This is a genomic window from Streptomyces sp. NPDC003027 (assembly GCF_053591435.1).
The window spans coordinates 1-16,277 of sequence record NZ_JBSFTU010000016.1; the positions used below are offsets into that span (position 1 = coordinate 1).

A 16,277-nucleotide genomic window follows, 5' to 3' on the forward strand; every position below is an offset into this window, starting at 1 on the left:
GGTACTGCAGGGGGGACCCTGTGGGAGAGTAGGACGCCGCCGAACAATCATTGTGGGAAAGCCCCGCACCTTCTGGTGCGGGGCTTTTCTGCGTTTAGGGTACGACCATGCGCTATGACCTGGTCATCTTTGACAACGATGGTGTGCTCGTCGACAGCGAGCCGATCTCCAACACCATCCTGTCCGGCTACCTCACCGAACTCGGGCACCCCACCTCGTACGAGGACTCGCTGCGCGACTACATGGGCGCCGCGATCCACCGCGTACACGACCTGATCGGGGAGCGGACCGGGCAGCGGCTGCCGGCCGACTTCGACGAGGTCCTGCACGCGCGCGTGTTCGCCGCGTTCGAGCGGGAGTTGGAGGCCGTCGCCGGGGTGGACGAGCTGCTCAAGCAGCTGGTCGTCGACGGCGTCCTCTACTGTGTGGCCTCCTCCGGGAGCCATGCGCGGATCCGGGTCGGACACCGTACGACCGGACTCGACGGATGGTTCAGGGACGAGAACATCTTCAGCGCCGAGGACGTCGGCCGGGGCAAGCCCGCCCCCGACCTCTTTCTCCACGCCGCCGCCCGTATGGGGGTCGCGCCCGAGCGGTGCGTGGTCGTCGAGGACAGCCGGCTCGGCGTCCAGGCGGCACTCGCCGCCGGGATGGACGTCTACGGATTCACCGCGATGACACCCGAGGAGAGGCTCGCCGGAGCCAACGGGTTCTTCGGCGACATGCGAGAACTCCTCGCCCTGCTGGGATGACCTCCCCAGATTGATGCCGTGATCCACCTACCCATGGGTAGGGCCGGGTCCTACGCTGTGCCGCCATGACGGATGCGCGGTTGCGGCGTGGGCGGGGATCTCTGGCGGTCGGCTTCTTCGTACAGGGAGTGACGTTCGCGCTGCTGGTGACCCGCATCCCCGCCATCCAGGACCGGTACGGGATCTCCGACGCGCTGCTGCCGGTGTTCCTGGCCGCCGTGCCGATCCTCGCCGGTGTGGGCAGCGTCGCCACGGAGAAGGTCGTGGCGCGGGTGGGCGCCGCGAGGGTGCTGCGCTGGGCGCAGCCGGTCGTCCTCCTGGCACTGCTCGCGGTCGGGGCCGGGAGCCGCATGTGGCAGGCCGCCGTCGCGCTGGGCGTGTTCGGGCTCGCGGTCGGCGCACTGGACGCGGCGATGAACATGCTCGGGGTGAGCCTCCAACGGGTGTACGGGCGGAGCATCATGCTCGGCTTCCACGCCGCGTACAGCCTGGGCGGCATCACGGGCGCCTCGCTCGCCTGGCTGGGGGCGCGCGGGGACCTTCCGCTGTTCGTCTCGTATCTGCCGGTGGTGGCCGTGCTCCTGCCCGCCGCGCTCCTCGGCAGCCGGTGGTACGTGGACGGGAAGCAGACGCCTCCGAAAGGGGCGGCGGAGGAGGGCGGAAAGGGGATCCGGTTCAAGCTTCTGCTGCCGCTCTGCCTTGTGATGACCTTCGCGTACATCGGGGACTCGACGGTGTCGAACTGGTCCGCGAAGTATCTGCAGGACGTGCTCGGCGGTTCGGAGGAGCTCGCGACCGTGCCGTACAACGCGTACATGGTCACCACGCTGCTCGGGCGGACCATGGGGGACCTCGGGGTGCGGCGGCTGGGGGCGGAGACGGTCGTGCGGGCCGGGGCGGTGCTCTCGGCGTTCGGGTTCGCCGTGGTGGCGCTGGCGCCGGCGGCGTGGGTGGGCGTGGCGGGGTTCACGATGCTCGGGCTCGGGCTGAGCGTCATCGTGCCGCAGACGTTCGCCGCCGCCGGACGGCTGTTCCCCGGCGCGAGCGACACGGCCGTGGCGCGGCTCAACGTCTTCAACTACGTGGGGTTCCTGATCGGCTCCCCGCTCGTGGGAGCGCTCGGGGACGCGTGGAGCTACCGGGGCGCGATGCTCGTGCCGATGGTGCTGGTCCTGGTGACGGTGGCGTACGCCACGTCGTTCGGCTCTCAACGAGCCCGATACGGTGACGGGCATGAGCGGCCGCGCACTGTTGATGTGGGATGAAGCTGTCCTGGGGTACGACTTCGGGTCCGAGCACCCGATGGACCCCGTTCGGCTCGCGCTGACCATGGGGTTGGTGCGGGCGTACGGGCTCGATCGTGCCGTGGACGTGGTGACGGCGAAGCCGGTCGGGGACTCGACGCTGCGGCTCGTCCACCGCGAGGACTATGTGGCCGCGGTCCGGGCGGCCTCGGCGAACCCGAGGGCCGCGGACCAGTCGTACGGTCTGGGGACCGTCGACGACCCGGCGTTCGCCGGGATGCACGAGGTCTCGGCGCTGATCGCCGGGCAGTCGGTGGCGGCGGCCGAGGCGGTGTGGCGGGGGGAGGCCGCGCACGCGGTGAACTTCGCGGGCGGGCTGCATCACGCGATGCCCGGCAGCGCGTCCGGCTTCTGCATCTACAACGACGCGGCGCTGGCGATTGCCCGGCTGCTGGAACTGGGCGTGGAGCGGGTCGCGTACGTGGACGTGGACGTGCACCACGGGGACGGGGTGCAGGCCGCGTTCTGGGAGGACCCGCGGGTTCTGACGGTCTCGCTGCACGAGCATCCGCGCACCCTCTTCCCGCAGACGGGCTGGCCCGAGGAGACGGGCGCGTCAGGTCCCGGCGAGGGCTCCGCGGTGAACGTGGCCCTGCCGGCCGGGACGGGCGACGCGGGGTGGCTGCGGGCGTTCCACGCGGTGGTGCCCGAGCTGATCGCGGACTTCCGGCCCCAGGTGCTGGTGACGCAGCACGGGGCGGACACCCATTTCGAGGACCCGCTGGCCCATCTGGCGGTGTCGCTGGACGCGCAGCGGGCGGTGCAGTCGGCCTGCCACGACCTGGCGCACGCGCACGTCGAGGGCGGGAAGTGGGTCGCGCTCGGCGGTGGCGGCTACGCGGTGGTCGATGTCGTACCGCGGTCGTGGACGCACCTGGTGGGGATCGCGGCGCACGCTCCGGTCGCGCCGGAGTCGGTGATCCCGTCGTCGTGGCGGGACGAGGTGTACGCGCGGACGCGGCAACCGGGGCCCGCGCGGATGACGGACGGCCGGTGGCCGGTGGAGTGGCGGGACTGGGCGGACGGGTACGACCCGGCCGACCGGCTGGACCAGACGGTCCTGGCGACCAGGCGGGCGGCGTTCCCGCCGCGCGGGCTGCTGGCCTAGACCGTCCCTGAACTTCCGTCGGCCGCGGTTACGCCAACGGTGGGTCGTCCGACGGTTTCTGACCCCTCGACAGCCCGGCTCGGGCAGCATCGAGAGGTGCTGAGTACCGGGGCGCTGCGGGCGCATCTGTTGGCGGCGGGATTGGCCGGGACCGTGGCGACCTCGAGGGAGGAGAGCCTGCGCAGTTACCGCCTCTTCGCCGCGCGGGATCCACGCGTGATGCTGGGTCTCGACCCCGAGTGGGTCTGGGGCGAGCCGGAGTTGCTCCAGCTCATGGCCGACAAGTGCGGGGTCTCCCGGGATCCGGCGCACCGCGCCGGGCCCGATGTCATCGACCCGGAGCGGACGTTGAGCGCGCTGGACGCGTTCGCGGCGCGGCTGGGCGAGGCGGCGCGGCGCGGATCCCCGGTGCTGTTCGGGACCGGGCATCCGCATCGGCTGCTGGGGTTCTACGCAGCGCTCGCAGACGCTCTGTCGGCGGTGGGATGTCTTGTCCTCACACCCGCGCAGGGGCGATGTGTCGACATAACGACCCGGTTCGGTCTACGCACGTACCTCCTCGACTACGTACGGGGTGTCGCGATGGTGCGAGAGCCCGGTCTGTCGGCCGCCGGGCGCGAGACGGGGGCGCACACGCATTCCCCGCTGCCGGTCAGGGCCGTTCTGGAGGGTGCGGTGGAGGGCGGCTGGCCGCTTCCGGAACTGGTGGTCGGGGACCACGGCTGGGTCTGCGGTGCAGGTCAGCTGGGTATCGAGGCCATCGGGCTGGCCGACACGGACGATCCCGCGCTGTTCGTCGGCGAGGCGGAGGGGCAGGTGTCCGTGGCCGTTCCGCTCGACGACGGCGTACGGCCGGACTACTACCGCCCACTTACTCGCTATGTACTCAATCGAGCGTGTCTGTCACGGTAAACGGCCGATGGCTGCTCCTCTTCCCCACTCGTACCACCCGCCCCTAGTCTGGAGCGTGAGCGCACAGCGACGCAGGGTCACCGGAGGGGAAGCCGGTGGGCGTCGTGTGCGGAAGGTACAGGTGGGTCATGGCTGCTGGCGATCGGCCTCTCAACGAGGTCAAGTTTCTGACCGTGGCGGAAGTCGCCTCGGTGATGCGAGTGTCGAAGATGACCGTGTACCGCTTGGTGCACAGCGGTCATCTGCCGGCGATCCGGGTGGGCAGGTCCTTCCGGGTCCCGGAACAGGCGGTTCACGAGTACCTCAGGGAGTCCTTCGTGGGGGTGGGGACCGCGTAGCGAGCGCGCGGCCGGGAGTTCTCGTACCCCTCGGATTACAACGTCGGCGCTCGTGCCGGTAGGCTAGGCCGACGTAGGTCGTGTGGGCCCAGACGCCCCGCACCAGTGAAGAGAAGTGAGCGAGGGTAGTCGTGGGCTCTGTTATCAAGAAGCGGCGCAAGCGGATGGCCAAGAAGAAGCACCGCAAGCTGCTCAAGCGCACCCGCGTTCAGCGTCGCAACAAGAAGTAGGCGACGGTTGTAACGACGGCTGTTTGTGCGTCGGGCGTGGCCCCCCACCGGTTCGGTGGGGGGCCACGCCTTTTTGGTCCTGTTGCCCACGGCGGCCGCCGCGCGGCGACACGGAGGCGCTACGGTGGCGCACAGGCCCTGCGGAGAACCCGTGGGACGGAACCGACGGAAGGCGCGGATCTTGGGCAAGGTCGTGCTCGTCACCGGTGCGGCCCGGTATCTCGCAGGCCGTTTCGTACGCCGGGTCCAGCGGGACCCCGACGTGGACCGGGTGGTCGCCGTGGACGCGGTCGCGCCGGCGCACGACCTCGGCGGAGCCGATTTCGTCCGGGCGGACATCCGCCAGTCGGCCATCGCCAAGGTGCTCGCCGAGCACGAGGTGGACACGGTCGTCCATATGGACGTCACCGGTACGGCGCTCGGGGCCGGCGGCCGTACGTCGGTCAAGGAGACCAACGTCATCGGCACCATGCAACTCCTGGGTGCCTGCCAGAAGTCGCCGCGGATCACCCGGCTCGTGGTCAAGTCCAGTACGAGCGTGTACGGCTCGGCGCCCCGCGATCCGGCCGTCTTCCTGGAGACGACACCGCCCAAATCCCTTCCCAGCGGGGGTTTCGCCAAGGACGCGGTCGAGGTCGAGGGGTACGTACGGGGTTTCGCGAGGCGCCGGCCGGACGTGGCCGTGTGCGTGCTGCGGTTCGCGAACATCCTGGGGCCGCGGGCGGACTCGCCGCTCGCCGAGTATCTGTCGCTGCCCGTCATGCCGACCGTCTTCGGCTACGACCCCCGGCTGCAGTTCGTCCACGAGGACGATGTGATCGACGTGCTGCACCTGGCGTCGAGGGAGCCGCGGCGCGCGACGCTGAACAGCGGCACCTTCAATATTGCGGGCGACGGTGTGCTGCTCCTGTCGCAGTGCGCGCGGCGGCTCGGGCGGCCGACCGTGCCGGTGCCGCTGCCCGCGGTGACCTGGGTCGGCTCCGCGCTGCGGACGGTCGGGGTCACCGACTTCTCGCCCGAGCAGATCCGTCTCCTCACGCACGGCCGGGTCGTCTCCACGGTCCAGATGCGCGAGACACTCGGGTTCGCACCACGGTTCACCACCGCGGAGACCTTCGCGGACTTCGCGGACAGCCGGGGGCCGGGGCTGCTGCCGCCGGAGCGCCTGGCCGGGGCGGTGGACCGGGTCGCGGACCGGCTGGCACACACCCCTGTTGAGAGCGGCGACTAAGGAGCCCACGTAACGATGGCGGACGCCAAGGTCATTCCGTTCGACGACGACCGCTCACGCGCCCGGCGGCGGCCCGCCAGGGCCGGCCAGGAGGCCGCCGTGCGCGCCCTGCCGGGGCAGCACGGCCCCGAGGAGCCCCTGTCGGCCGCGGCGCCCTCTCCTGAGCCGCAGGAGACCGAGAGTGCCGCGCCCGTGCCGGAGCACGCCGGCGGAGGCTGGGAGCGGCGGCTCGCGGGCGGGCTCGCCTTTCTGCGGCGCCGGGTGACGGGTGAGTACGAGGTCGACGAGTTCGGCTACGACAAGGAGCTCACCGACCAGGTCCTGATGTCGCTGCTGCGGCCGCTGTACGCGAAGTACTTCCGGGTCGAGGTGAAGGGCATCGAGAACATCCCGGCCGAGGGGGGTGCCCTGGTGGTCGCCAACCACTCCGGGACGCTGCCGCTGGATGGGCTGATGATGCAGGTCGCCGTGCACGACAACCATCCGGCGGGCCGTCATCTGCGGCTGCTCGCGGCCGACCTGGTCTTCATGCTTCCGGTCGTGAACGAGCTGGCCCGCAAGGCCGGGTCCACGCTGGCGTGCGCGGAGGACGCGGAGCGGCTGCTGCGGTCCGGGGAGATCGTCGGCGTGATGCCGGAGGGGTTCAAGGGCATCGGGAAGCCGTTCGGTGAGCGGTACAAGCTCCAGCGCTTCGGGCGGGGCGGGTTCGTGTCGACGGCGCTGCGGGCCGGGGTGCCGATCGTGCCGTGCTCGATCGTGGGCGCGGAGGAGATCTATCCGATGATCGGCAACGCGAAGACGCTGGCCCGGGTGCTGGGGATCCCGTACTTCCCGATCACGCCGACCTTCCCCTGGCTGGGGCCGCTGGGGATGGTGCCGCTGCCGACGAAGTGGACGATCCAGTTCGGGGAGCCGATCGCGACGGACGGCTATGCGCCGGAGGCGGCGGAGGACCCGATGCTGATGTTCAATCTGACGGACCAGGTGCGGGAGCAGATCCAGCACACCTTGTACAAGCTGTTGGTGCAGCGGCGGTCCGTGTTCTTCTGACGGTGTGCTTGTGCCGGTACGAGTGTGGGCGCCCCCTCCGGGGAGGGGGCGCCCACACTCGTTTCAGCGTGCGTTCTCGTCCTCGATGTCGAGACCTGGGAGGAGGTCCGGCAGCAGCGGTGGGATCGTCACGCCCGGCATCGGAGGTGCCGACTGGTCGCCGGACGGGGCCGAAGGCCTGCCTGGTGAAGGCTGGTCGAGCAGGCCGCCCGTGTCGCCTCCCAGCAGGCCGTCGCCCTCTGGTGAGCCGCTGCCCGAGCCGGAGGGCGACGGCAGGGTGCTGCCACCGCCCGTGGTGGGAGCGACGGGGGAGGACGGCGGGCGTTGGGTGTGCCTGCCGGAGGTGTCGTGTGTGGAGCCGGGGGTGCCGGTGCCGACGGCGCCCGTCTGCGGGGTGCGGGGGAGCATGCCCTGGAGCGGCTCGACCTCTTGGTCTATGGCGACGAAGACGTCGTTCACCGCGTCGCCGACGTCCGCGAGCTGGATCGGCAGGCGGTCGCGCAGGCCGTTCCAGGTGTCCCGGTGGGCCTGGGCGAAGGAGTTGAGCCGGGCCATCGGGGCGATGGCGCCGTCCTTCTCGTACGCCTGGCGCAGCAGTCGATGGCCTTCGGAGGCGTCGTGCTTCATGCCTCCGAGGACGCGGCGGATCTCGCCGAGGGACTCGTGGTCGAGGGCGCCGGCGCGCCCGCGCTCCATCAGTCGGCGGGCCTCGCTGAGCCGGGTGGACGCCTGGTCCAGATAGATACCGCCCCGGTCGGCGTCGTCGTCCGCCATCCCGAGCTTGATGTCCTCCATCCCCCGCTTCAGCCCGTAGAGCGAGTCACCGGGGAGGGCGTCGGAGCTGGCAGCGGCCACACCGCTGAAAGCGCCCGCGGCCACACCGACGGTGAGTCCGCCCGCGGCGAGGCCCTTCGACCAGCGGGAGCGGGGACGCAGTTTCCGGAGCGGAGAGGCCCGGTGGGCTCCCCGTCCGCTTGATGTCCGCTGCTCCGGCACGGTAGGGCCCGCGGCCGCGCTGCCCTCTGCGAGCATCGCTTCCATGGCGGCGACGAGCTGGGCTCGCTGCACCACCTTGACCTCGGGGTCCAGCTGCGGTTTCGGCAGTTCGCCGAGACCGTTCGTCAGCGCCAACAGCCGCCCCTGCTCGGCCGGTTCGGCCGACGTCTCGGGCTGCTCGGCCGCCGCGCCCTCGGACGCCCGATCCTCCAGGGCCTGGGCGAAGGCGTTCGCCCGCCGGTGCGCCGATACGTTCGCGATCACTGGCGGCACCTCCTCTCGTCATGACGGTCGACTCCCCGGGGTGTCCGGAAGGTTGCACACCTTGAGCACATCCACACGAACGAGTGAGTGGCTGGGGCCAAGGTGTGACCACGGGGAGCCTGCATTCCGCACAACGAGCGGCGCGGCACTTGGGTTACGCGCGAAAGATGATCGGACCAGTGCGTCATCGAGGCGTCACCGACTGTGAGTTGGCAGGGATAGTGGGGACGTGGGGGGAGGGGTGTCGAGCGGGGGGTGGGGAAGGGGGCGGAGCGTCTGTGGGGGGGGGGGGGGGGGGCGAAGCGGTCAGCGGGCGTCGTCCGGGAGGAGCCGTGCCAGGGTGCGCACCGCCCGGTACTGGAGGGTCTTGATCGCACCCTCGTTCTTGCCCATGACCCGGGCCGTCTCGGCGACCGAGAGGCCCTGCAGGAAGCGCAGGGTCACGCACTCCTGCTGCTGCGGGTTGAGCCGGCGGACCGCGTCGAGAAGGGCCGCGTTGGAGAGGGACTCCAGGACGGAGTCCTCGGGGCTGCGCTCGACCTCGTTGGCGTCGAGCATCTCACCCGTGGTCACTTCCAGCCGGAACCGGCTCGACTTGAAGTGGTCGGCGACCAGGTTGCGGGCGATGGTGACCAGCCAGGCGCCGAAGTCACGGCCCTGCCAGGTGAACGTGGAGATCCGGCGCAGGGCGCGCAGGAACGTCTCACTGGTGAGGTCTTCCGCCGTCGCCTTTCCGCCGACGCGGTAGTAGATGTAGCGGTAGACGGTGTCGCTGTACTGGTCGTACAGGCGGCCGAAGGCCTCGGCCTCACCGGCCTGGGCGCGCTCGACCAGGTCCATCATGCGAGCGCTGTCGCTGTCGGCGGTGGGGCGGCGGGCGGCGGTCGAGGTTCCGGTGCCGCCGCGGCTGCCCCGTCTGCCGACAGCGGCACCGGTCTCGGCGAGGGCATAGCAGGGACCGGCGGGTGCCGGCGCGGCAAGGGCAAAGGCGGGGACAGGGACGGCGTACGCGGTGGGGACGAAGCCGCGCAAGTGGTCGAGGACCGTTGCGCGCAGCGTAGCCAGGCCCGAGGCGTCAACCCCGACGTGTGGGTACACGGGACTCCCAGAGGCAGAGCTTCCATCACGTGCAGTGCGGGACCGTTCACTCGTCGTGGCGACGTGTGGGTTCCGTTGTGCGTCTGAGGAGAATAACGCTTCGTACAGGCAGCGCTACACCCAGTTGCTCAAATCACCGATTCCGTCGTATCCGTTACCGCTTGGAGTCGGATCGAGTCGCACTTCGTGACAGGTTGTTGATCGGATTGCTTCCGAGTGTGACTGCGCCCGGGCTCTGTTGTGGTCGAGTCCGGGACCGGGGAGTGATCTGGCCCGTTGCTGGGTAGGGAGCCGCGAATGCCTTCGGGTCGACGTGTGCGGAGGTGTTCGACCACGTACGGGTGAGCCGCGCCGGTCTCGGGTTGTCGCAGGTGATCTCAGCCGGAACGTATCGGCAGGCAGAAGGCTCACCGGGCGTGACGGAGCCGGGCGTGCGGAGGCCGATGGGTCGGAGCCCGATGGGACGGAGTCGGGCGGGACGGGCCGGAGGAACCGGAGTCGACCGTGGAGGTCGTGGCTCAGCGGCGGCGGCGGTGCAGGGCGACCGCGGCGGCGGTGCCGCCCGCCAGCGCGCCGACACCCGCGGCGGCGGGGATGCCGACCTTGGCCGCCTTGCGGCCCGTGCGGTAGTCGCGCAGCCGCCATTCACGCGCCTTGGCGTACTTGCGCAGCTTGCTGTCCGGGTTGATGGCGTAGGGGTGTCCGACCAGGGACAGCATCGGGATGTCGTTGTGGGAGTCGCTGTAGGCGGCGCAGCGCTCCAGGTCCAGGCCCTCGGCCGCGGCCAGTGCGCGTACCGCCTCGGCCTTGGCCGGTCCGTGGAGGGGTTCGCCGACCAGCTTGCCGGTGTAGACGCCGTCGACGGACTCGGCGACCGTGCCGAGCGCGCCGGTCAGGCCGAGCCTGCGGGCGATGATGGTGGCGGTCTCGACGGGCGCGGCCGTGACCAGCCAGACCTTCTGTCCGGCGTCCAGGTGCGCCTGGGCCAGCGCACGGGTGCCGGGCCAGATCCGGTCGGCCATGTACTCGTCGTAGATCTCCTCGCCGATCGACATCAGCTCGGAGACGCGGTGGCCCTGGACGATCGACAGGGCGCTCTCGCGGGCGTCCTGCATGTGCTCCGGGTCCTCGACGCCGGCGAGCCGGAACCACGCCTGCTGCCAGGCGAAGCGGGCCAGTTCCCGGCGCTGGAAGAACTTCCGCTTGTACAGGCCGCGGCCGAAGTGGAAGATCGCGGCGCCCTGCATGACGGTGTTGTCGAGGTCGAAGAAGGCGGCTGCCCGGACGTCGCCGACGACGGGGAACGAAGTCGCGGGGGGCGCGGCCGCCGCCTCTTCCTCTCGCTCCAGTTCGAGCTGCTGCGAGGTCTTGCGCGCTGCCTCGGCAGCGGCCTCGCCTGCCAGAACGCTGCGCGCGGTGGCGGAGCGCCTACGAGGGGTGAGCCATCCCAGTGCGGCCATGGCGTGAGCATAGCCAGTCTGTTCGGTACTTCCCGACGTGTGGCGGGGCCGCGGCGTGAACACTCCGTGACTCTCCTTGCGGGCGGGCGGTGAGGAGCAAGCTGGAGGGAGAGGGCCCGCTCTCTCCGGGCCGGCGCGGAGGCGTCACGTACGGCGCAGAATGGAGGGCATGTTCGGACGGACGAAGAAGAAGGACACCTCCGCGGCCCCCGCCGCCTCCGCCGCGCGGACCGTGACGCTGATCGGCAAGCCGGGATGTCACCTCTGCGACGACGCCCGTGCCGTGATCGAGGCGGTCTGCGCCGAGACCGGGGCGAGCTGGGAGGAGAAGGACATCACCCAGGACGAGGAGCTCTACCGGGAGTACTGGGAGCAGATTCCCGTGGTCCTGGTCGACGGTGAACAGCACACCTTCTGGCGGGTGGACGCCGGGCGGCTGCGGCGTGAACTGGGTGGCTGACCGGAAGACGGTTACCATCATGGACGTTTTGTTGGATCCCGGGGGCGTGATCGTGAGGAGAGTGTGCGGTTATGCCCCCTTCGGACGCTCAACGGGCTGACGCGCTCCGCGGTTCCGTCCTCGGGCGAACCGGGCGCGTGACCCCGGTCACTTTGGCCGGACAAAACGGACACCATCTTTGTGCACGCGTTCACAAAGACATAGCCTGCATTCGACGGGGCGGTCCTGGGACATATGGCCGCCTGCAGCCCCGCTCATCCCGCAGGAGCACCGTGGCAACTGGCCGAACTCACCGACCGGCGACCCGCAGCCGAGGAATTCCCGAGGCCACCGTCGCCCGCCTTCCGCTGTATCTGCGTGCGCTCACCGCACTGTCGGAGCGCTCCGTACCCACGGTCTCCTCCGAGGAACTCGCAGCCGCCGCGGGGGTCAACTCCGCGAAGCTGCGGAAGGACTTCAGCTACCTCGGCTCCTACGGCACGCGCGGAGTCGGCTACGACGTCGAGTACCTCGTGTACCAGATCTCCCGCGAGCTGGGCCTGACGCAGGACTGGCCCGTCGTCATCGTCGGTATCGGTAACCTCGGCGCCGCCCTCGCCAACTACGGCGGGTTCGCCTCCCGTGGCTTCCGGGTCGCCGCGCTGATCGACGCCGACCCCGCCATGGCCGGCACGCCCGTGGCCGGCATCCCCGTCCAGCACACCGACGAGCTCGAGAAGATCATCGAGGAGAACGACGTCTCCATCGGTGTCATCTCGACGCCGGCCGGTGCCGCCCAGCAGGTCTGCGACCGGCTCGTGGCCGCCGGGGTCACGTCCATCCTGAACTTCGCCCCCACCGTGCTCTCCGTGCCCGACGGCGTGGACGTGCGCAAGGTCGACCTCTCCATCGAGCTGCAGATCCTCGCCTTCCACGAGCAGCGCAAGGCCGGCGAGGAAGCGGACGCCGAGGGCGCCGCCGCCGTGCCGCCCGCGGTCCGCGGCGGCTCCGCGGGCCCGGCCCGGAAGGGACCCGACGGGGACGTCCCCGCCGTGATGCCGGCATGAGCCTCCTCGTCGTCGGGCTGAGCCACCGCAGCGCCCCGGTCAGCGTCCTGGAGCGGGCCTCGCTCGCCGCGGACACCCAGGTCAAGCTGCTGCAGGACACCCTCGCCGCCGAACCGGCCGCCGAGGGCGCGGTCCTGGCCACCTGCAACCGCATCGAGCTCTACGCCGACGTGGACAAGTTCCACGCGGGTGTCGCCGAGCTGTCCACGCTGCTCGCCCAGCACAGCGGCGTCGGCCTCGAAGAGCTCACCCCCTATCTCTACGTGCACTACGAGGACCGGGCCGTCCACCACCTGTTCTCGGTGGCGTGCGGGCTCGACTCGATGGTCGTCGGCGAGGGCCAGATCCTCGGCCAGATCAAGGACGCCCTCGCCCTCGGCCAGGACCTGCACACCGCGGGCCGGCTCCTCAACGACCTGTTCCAGCAGGCCCTGCGGGTCGGCAAGCGCGCGCACAGCGAGACCGGGATCGACCGGGCCGGGCAGTCGCTCGTCACCTTCGGTCTGGAGCAGCTCGCCGACGGCGCGGACGTCGGTGTCTGGGCGGCGGGCAAGCGCGCGCTGGTCATCGGCGCCGGCTCCATGTCCTCGCTGGCCGCCGCCACGCTCGCGCGCGCCGGGGTCTCCGAGATCGTGATCGCCAACCGCACCGCGGCCCGCGCCGAGCGGCTCGCACAGATCCTCACCGAGCCCGGTGGCACGGGTGTGGCCGCGCGGGCGGTCGAGATGGTTGCCGTCGGCGACGAACTGACACGTGCCGACATCGTCGTCTCCTGCACCGGAGCCACCGGACTCGTCCTGACCGGCGAGGCCGTCGAGCGGGCACTGGCGGACCGTACGGCTCCGCTCGCGCTGCTCGACCTCGCCATGCCCCGTGACATCGACGCGGCCGCCCACCGCATGCCGGGTGTGCGCCTCGTCGACATCGAGTCGCTGGCCGACGCGTCGGCCGACGCCCCGATGGCCGCCGACGTCGACCAGGTGCGCTCCATCGTCTCCGACGAGGTGGCCGCCTTCGGCGCCGCCCAGCGCGCCGCGCACATCACCCCGACCGTGGTCGCCCTGCGCACCATGGCCGCCGACGTGGTCGCGGGCGAGGTGGCACGGCTCGAGGGCCGGCTGCCCGACCTCGACGACCGGCAGCGTGCCGAGATCACCCAGACCGTGCGACGCGTGGTGGACAAGCTCCTGCACGCGCCGACCGTACGGGTCAAGCAGCTGGCCAGCGAACCCGGCGGCGCCGGGTACGCGGACGCGCTGCGGACACTCTTCGACCTCGACCCGGAGGCGGTCGCCTCCGTCTCCCGGGCCGACCTGAATGACGCCGACGTCAAGAACCGAGGGCGAGTATGACCGAGAGGGCACTGAGGCTCGGGACCAGGCGCAGCAAGCTCGCCATGGCCCAGTCCGGGCATGTGGCCGACGCCGTCCGGCAGCTGTCCGGCCGGCCCGTCGAGCTCGTGGAGATCACGACGTACGGGGACGTCTCCCGCGAGCACCTCGCGCAGATCGGTGGCACCGGCGTGTTCGTCGCCGCCCTGCGCGACGCGCTCCTGGCCGGCGAGGTGGACTTCGCCGTCCACTCCCTGAAGGACCTGCCGACCGCGCAGCACCCCGACCTGGTGCTGGCCGCGATCCCGCAGCGCGAGGACCCGCGCGACGTGCTCGTCGCCCGCGACGGGCTGACGCTCGACCGGCTGCCCGAGGGCGCCCGGATCGGCACCGGCTCCCCGCGCCGCACGGCCCAGCTGAACGCCTACGCGCGCAGCCACGGGCTGACCATCGAGACCGTGCCGATCCGCGGGAACATCGACACCCGCGTCGGATACGTGCACAAGGGCGAGCTGGACGCGGTGGTTCTCGCCGCGGCCGGCCTCATCCGCATCGGCAGGACCGACGAGGTGACCGACTTCCTGTCGGTCGACGCGGTCCTGCCCGCCCCCGGCCAGGGGGCGCTGGCGATCGAGTGCGCGGCTTCCGCCACCGACCTCGTCGCCATGCTCGCCGAGCTCGACGACCCGTACACCCGGGCCGCCGTGACCGCCGAGCGTTCCCTGCTCGCCGCCCTGGAGGCCGGCTGCTCCGCGCCCGTGGGAGCACTGGCCGACCTGCTGGCCGAGGATTCCGGCCGCGGGCAGATTGCCACCGAAATGCGCCTGCGCGGCGTCGTCGGCACCACCGACGGCTCGACGCTGGTGCAGCTGTCCACCACCGGTCCCGTACCCACGTCGTACGACGCGGCGATGGCGCTCGGACGCGAACTCGCGGACGAGATGCTCGCCAAGGGTGCGGCCGGTCTTATGGGGGAGCGAGCACTTTGAACCCCACCAGTCCGACCACCAGCCCCGTGACCTCGGCCTTCACCGGCCATGGGAACGTCACCTTCCTGGGTGCCGGACCCGGCGACCCCGGACTACTGACCCTCCGGGCCGTGGAGGCCCTGGCGGGGGCGGACGTCCTGATCGCCGAGCCGGAGGTGCTCGAGGTCGTCCGCGGTCATGCGCGCACAGGCGTGAGCACGCCTGAGCTGACGGTTGTTGACGAGGCGTCAACAACCGCCGGTGTCCCCGTGTTGAGGGATGCGGCCAATCTTGTCATGGAGGCCGCCAGGGGCGGCAAGCGGGTCGTCCGTGCGGTGACCGGCGACCCCGGCCTGGACGGGAACGCGGGCGCCGAGATGCTCGCCTGCGCCGCCGAGGGCATCCCCTTCGAGGTCGTCCCCGGTGTCGCGACGGCGGTGGGCGTACCCGCGTACGCCGGTGTGCCGCTGCGTGACGCCCAGGGCACCGACGTGCGTTTCGTGGACGCCCGTACCGCCGACGAGCGGTGCTGGAGCGAGGTCGGCGCCTCGGACGGCACCGTCGTCGTCTCCACCTCGCTGGACTCGGTGGCGGCGGCGGCCGGAGAGCTGGTGGCGGCTGGCCGTAAGCCGGACACCCCTCTGACGGTCACCATCGCCGGTACGACGACACGGCAGCGGACGTGGACCGCGACGCTGGGCACGATCGCCCAGGTCTTCAAGCAGGGCAAGGTGCTGCCGTCGCCCGAGGGCCACCGGCCGGTCATAGCCGTGGTCGGCGAGCGCAGCGCTCCGGCGCAGCGGGACCAGCTGGCGTGGTTCGAGTCGAAGCCGCTGTTCGGGTGGCGGGTGCTGGTGCCGCGCACGAAGGAGCAGGCCGCGTCGCTCTCCGACCAGTTGCGCAGCTATGGCGCCGTGCCGCACGAGGTGCCGACGATCGCCGTCGAGCCGCCGCGGACGCCGCAGCAGATGGAGCGTGCGGTCAAGGGCCTGGTGACCGGTCGCTACGAATGGATCGCCTTCACGTCGGTCAACGCGGTGAAGGCGGTACGGGAGAAGTTCGAGGAGTACGGGCTCGACGCCCGGGCCTTCGCCGGGATCAAGGTCGCGGCCGTGGGCGAGCAGACCGCGGCGGCGCTGGTGGACTTCGGTGTGAAGCCGGACCTCGTGCCGAGCGGCGAGCAGTCGGCGGCGGGTCTTCTGGAGGACTGGCCGCCGTACGACCCGGTCTTCGACCCGATCGACCGCGTCTTCCTGCCGCGGGCGGACATCGCGACGGAGACACTGGTCGCGGGTCTGATCGAGCTCGGGTGGGAGGTCGACGACGTGACGGCGTACCGGACGGTGCGCGCGTCGCCGCCGCCGGCCGACACGCGGGAGGCGATCAAGGGCGGCGGCTTCGACGCGGTGCTCTTCACCTCCTCGTCGACGGTGCGGAACCTGGTGGGTATCGCCGGGAAGCCGCACAACGTGACGGTCATCGCCTGTATCGGGCCGGCGACCGCGAAGACGGCGGAGGAGCACGGGCTGCGGGTCGACGTGCTGTCGCCGGAGCCGTCGGTGCACAAGCTGGCGGAGGCGCTGGCCGACTTCGGGCTGCGGCGCCGGGAGGCGGCGCTGGAGGCGGGCGATCCGGTGACGCGGCCGAGCGAGCGCAGGCCCGGCGCGAGACGGCGGCGGACGACGTAACCGCCTTCTCTCGGGGTGCGGGGCCTTGTCGGGGTCCCGCA

At 71.2% G+C, this 16,277-nt stretch carries 16 protein-coding genes; 13 read left to right on the plus strand and 3 right to left on the minus strand.

Annotation, left to right across the window (positions count from 1 at the left end; translation table 11 throughout):
• Positions 1–107: 107 nt before the first annotated feature.
• The 8 genes from ACWDX6_RS13965 to ACWDX6_RS14000 all read left to right on the plus strand — a co-directional run bounded on the left by ACWDX6_RS13965 (position 108) and on the right by ACWDX6_RS14000 (position 6,925).
• Positions 108–752, plus strand: coding sequence for an HAD family hydrolase (locus ACWDX6_RS13965; protein WP_451485174.1), 645 nt, complete (start codon positions 108–110; stop codon positions 750–752).
• Between the two features lie 65 nt (positions 753–817).
• Positions 818–2,017, plus strand: coding sequence for an MFS transporter (locus tag ACWDX6_RS13970; RefSeq protein ID WP_451485175.1), 1,200 nt, complete (start codon positions 818–820; stop codon positions 2,015–2,017).
• Entirely contained in the window at positions 1,986–3,164 is a 1,179-nt protein-coding gene (locus ACWDX6_RS13975; protein ID WP_451485176.1) for an acetoin utilization protein AcuC, read from the plus strand. The genes ACWDX6_RS13970 and ACWDX6_RS13975 overlap by 32 nt, the downstream gene beginning before the upstream one ends.
• A 96-nt stretch (positions 3,165–3,260) precedes the next feature.
• Positions 3,261–4,076 (plus strand): phosphatase, encoded by an 816-nt coding sequence (locus ACWDX6_RS13980; protein WP_451485177.1) that lies wholly within the window; start codon positions 3,261–3,263, stop codon positions 4,074–4,076.
• A 128-nt stretch (positions 4,077–4,204) separates the two neighbouring features.
• Positions 4,205–4,414, plus strand: coding sequence for a helix-turn-helix domain-containing protein (locus ACWDX6_RS13985; protein ID WP_030223786.1), 210 nt, complete (start codon positions 4,205–4,207; stop codon positions 4,412–4,414).
• A gap of 131 nt (positions 4,415–4,545) precedes the next feature.
• On the plus strand, positions 4,546–4,644 hold the full coding sequence (locus tag ACWDX6_RS13990) for a 30S ribosomal protein bS22 (protein ID WP_003948845.1): 99 nt from the start codon (positions 4,546–4,548) through the stop codon (positions 4,642–4,644).
• Positions 4,645–4,825: 181 nt separating this feature from the next.
• Entirely contained in the window at positions 4,826–5,875 is a 1,050-nt protein-coding gene (locus tag ACWDX6_RS13995) for an NAD-dependent epimerase/dehydratase family protein (protein ID WP_451485178.1), read from the plus strand.
• A gap of 15 nt (positions 5,876–5,890) precedes the next feature.
• A complete protein-coding gene (locus ACWDX6_RS14000) occupies positions 5,891–6,925 on the plus strand; it encodes a lysophospholipid acyltransferase family protein (RefSeq protein ID WP_451485179.1) in 1,035 nt (344 codons plus the stop codon).
• A 63-nt stretch (positions 6,926–6,988) separates the two neighbouring features.
• On the opposite strand, the gene ACWDX6_RS14005 is transcribed toward ACWDX6_RS14000, so the two are convergent.
• The 3 genes from ACWDX6_RS14005 to ACWDX6_RS14015 all read right to left on the minus strand — a co-directional run bounded on the left by ACWDX6_RS14005 (position 6,989) and on the right by ACWDX6_RS14015 (position 10,743).
• Complete coding sequence (locus tag ACWDX6_RS14005) at positions 6,989–8,185, minus strand: DUF5667 domain-containing protein (RefSeq protein WP_451485180.1); 1,197 nt, start codon at positions 8,183–8,185, stop codon at positions 6,989–6,991.
• 306 nt (positions 8,186–8,491) lie between these two features.
• Positions 8,492–9,283 carry an ECF subfamily RNA polymerase sigma factor, BldN family gene (locus ACWDX6_RS14010; RefSeq protein WP_403292980.1) on the minus strand — a complete coding sequence of 264 codons (792 nt, stop codon included), beginning with the start codon at positions 9,281–9,283 and terminating at the stop codon, positions 8,492–8,494.
• A gap of 518 nt (positions 9,284–9,801) precedes the next feature.
• On the minus strand, positions 9,802–10,743 hold the full coding sequence (locus tag ACWDX6_RS14015; RefSeq protein WP_451485181.1) for an HAD family hydrolase: 942 nt from the start codon (positions 10,741–10,743) through the stop codon (positions 9,802–9,804).
• 160 nt (positions 10,744–10,903) lie between these two features.
• Here ACWDX6_RS14015 and ACWDX6_RS14020 point away from each other — a divergent pair, with 160 nt between their 5' ends.
• From ACWDX6_RS14020 to ACWDX6_RS14040, 5 genes are all read left to right on the plus strand, one after another.
• A complete protein-coding gene (locus tag ACWDX6_RS14020) occupies positions 10,904–11,203 on the plus strand; it encodes a glutaredoxin family protein (RefSeq protein WP_451485182.1) in 300 nt (99 codons plus the stop codon).
• 272 nt (positions 11,204–11,475) lie between these two features.
• On the plus strand, positions 11,476–12,249 hold the full coding sequence (locus ACWDX6_RS14025; protein WP_451485183.1) for a redox-sensing transcriptional repressor Rex: 774 nt from the start codon (positions 11,476–11,478) through the stop codon (positions 12,247–12,249).
• Complete coding sequence (locus ACWDX6_RS14030) at positions 12,246–13,601, plus strand: glutamyl-tRNA reductase (protein WP_451485184.1); 1,356 nt, start codon at positions 12,246–12,248, stop codon at positions 13,599–13,601. The genes ACWDX6_RS14025 and ACWDX6_RS14030 overlap by 4 nt, the downstream gene beginning before the upstream one ends.
• Positions 13,598–14,569, plus strand: a complete 972-nt coding sequence (gene hemC / locus ACWDX6_RS14035; RefSeq protein ID WP_451485185.1) for a hydroxymethylbilane synthase — start codon at positions 13,598–13,600, stop codon at positions 14,567–14,569. The genes ACWDX6_RS14030 and hemC overlap by 4 nt, the downstream gene beginning before the upstream one ends.
• A complete protein-coding gene (locus ACWDX6_RS14040; RefSeq protein ID WP_451485186.1) occupies positions 14,566–16,236 on the plus strand; it encodes a uroporphyrinogen-III synthase in 1,671 nt (556 codons plus the stop codon). Before hemC ends, ACWDX6_RS14040 begins: the two co-directional genes overlap by 4 nt.
• Positions 16,237–16,277 lie beyond the last annotated feature (41 nt).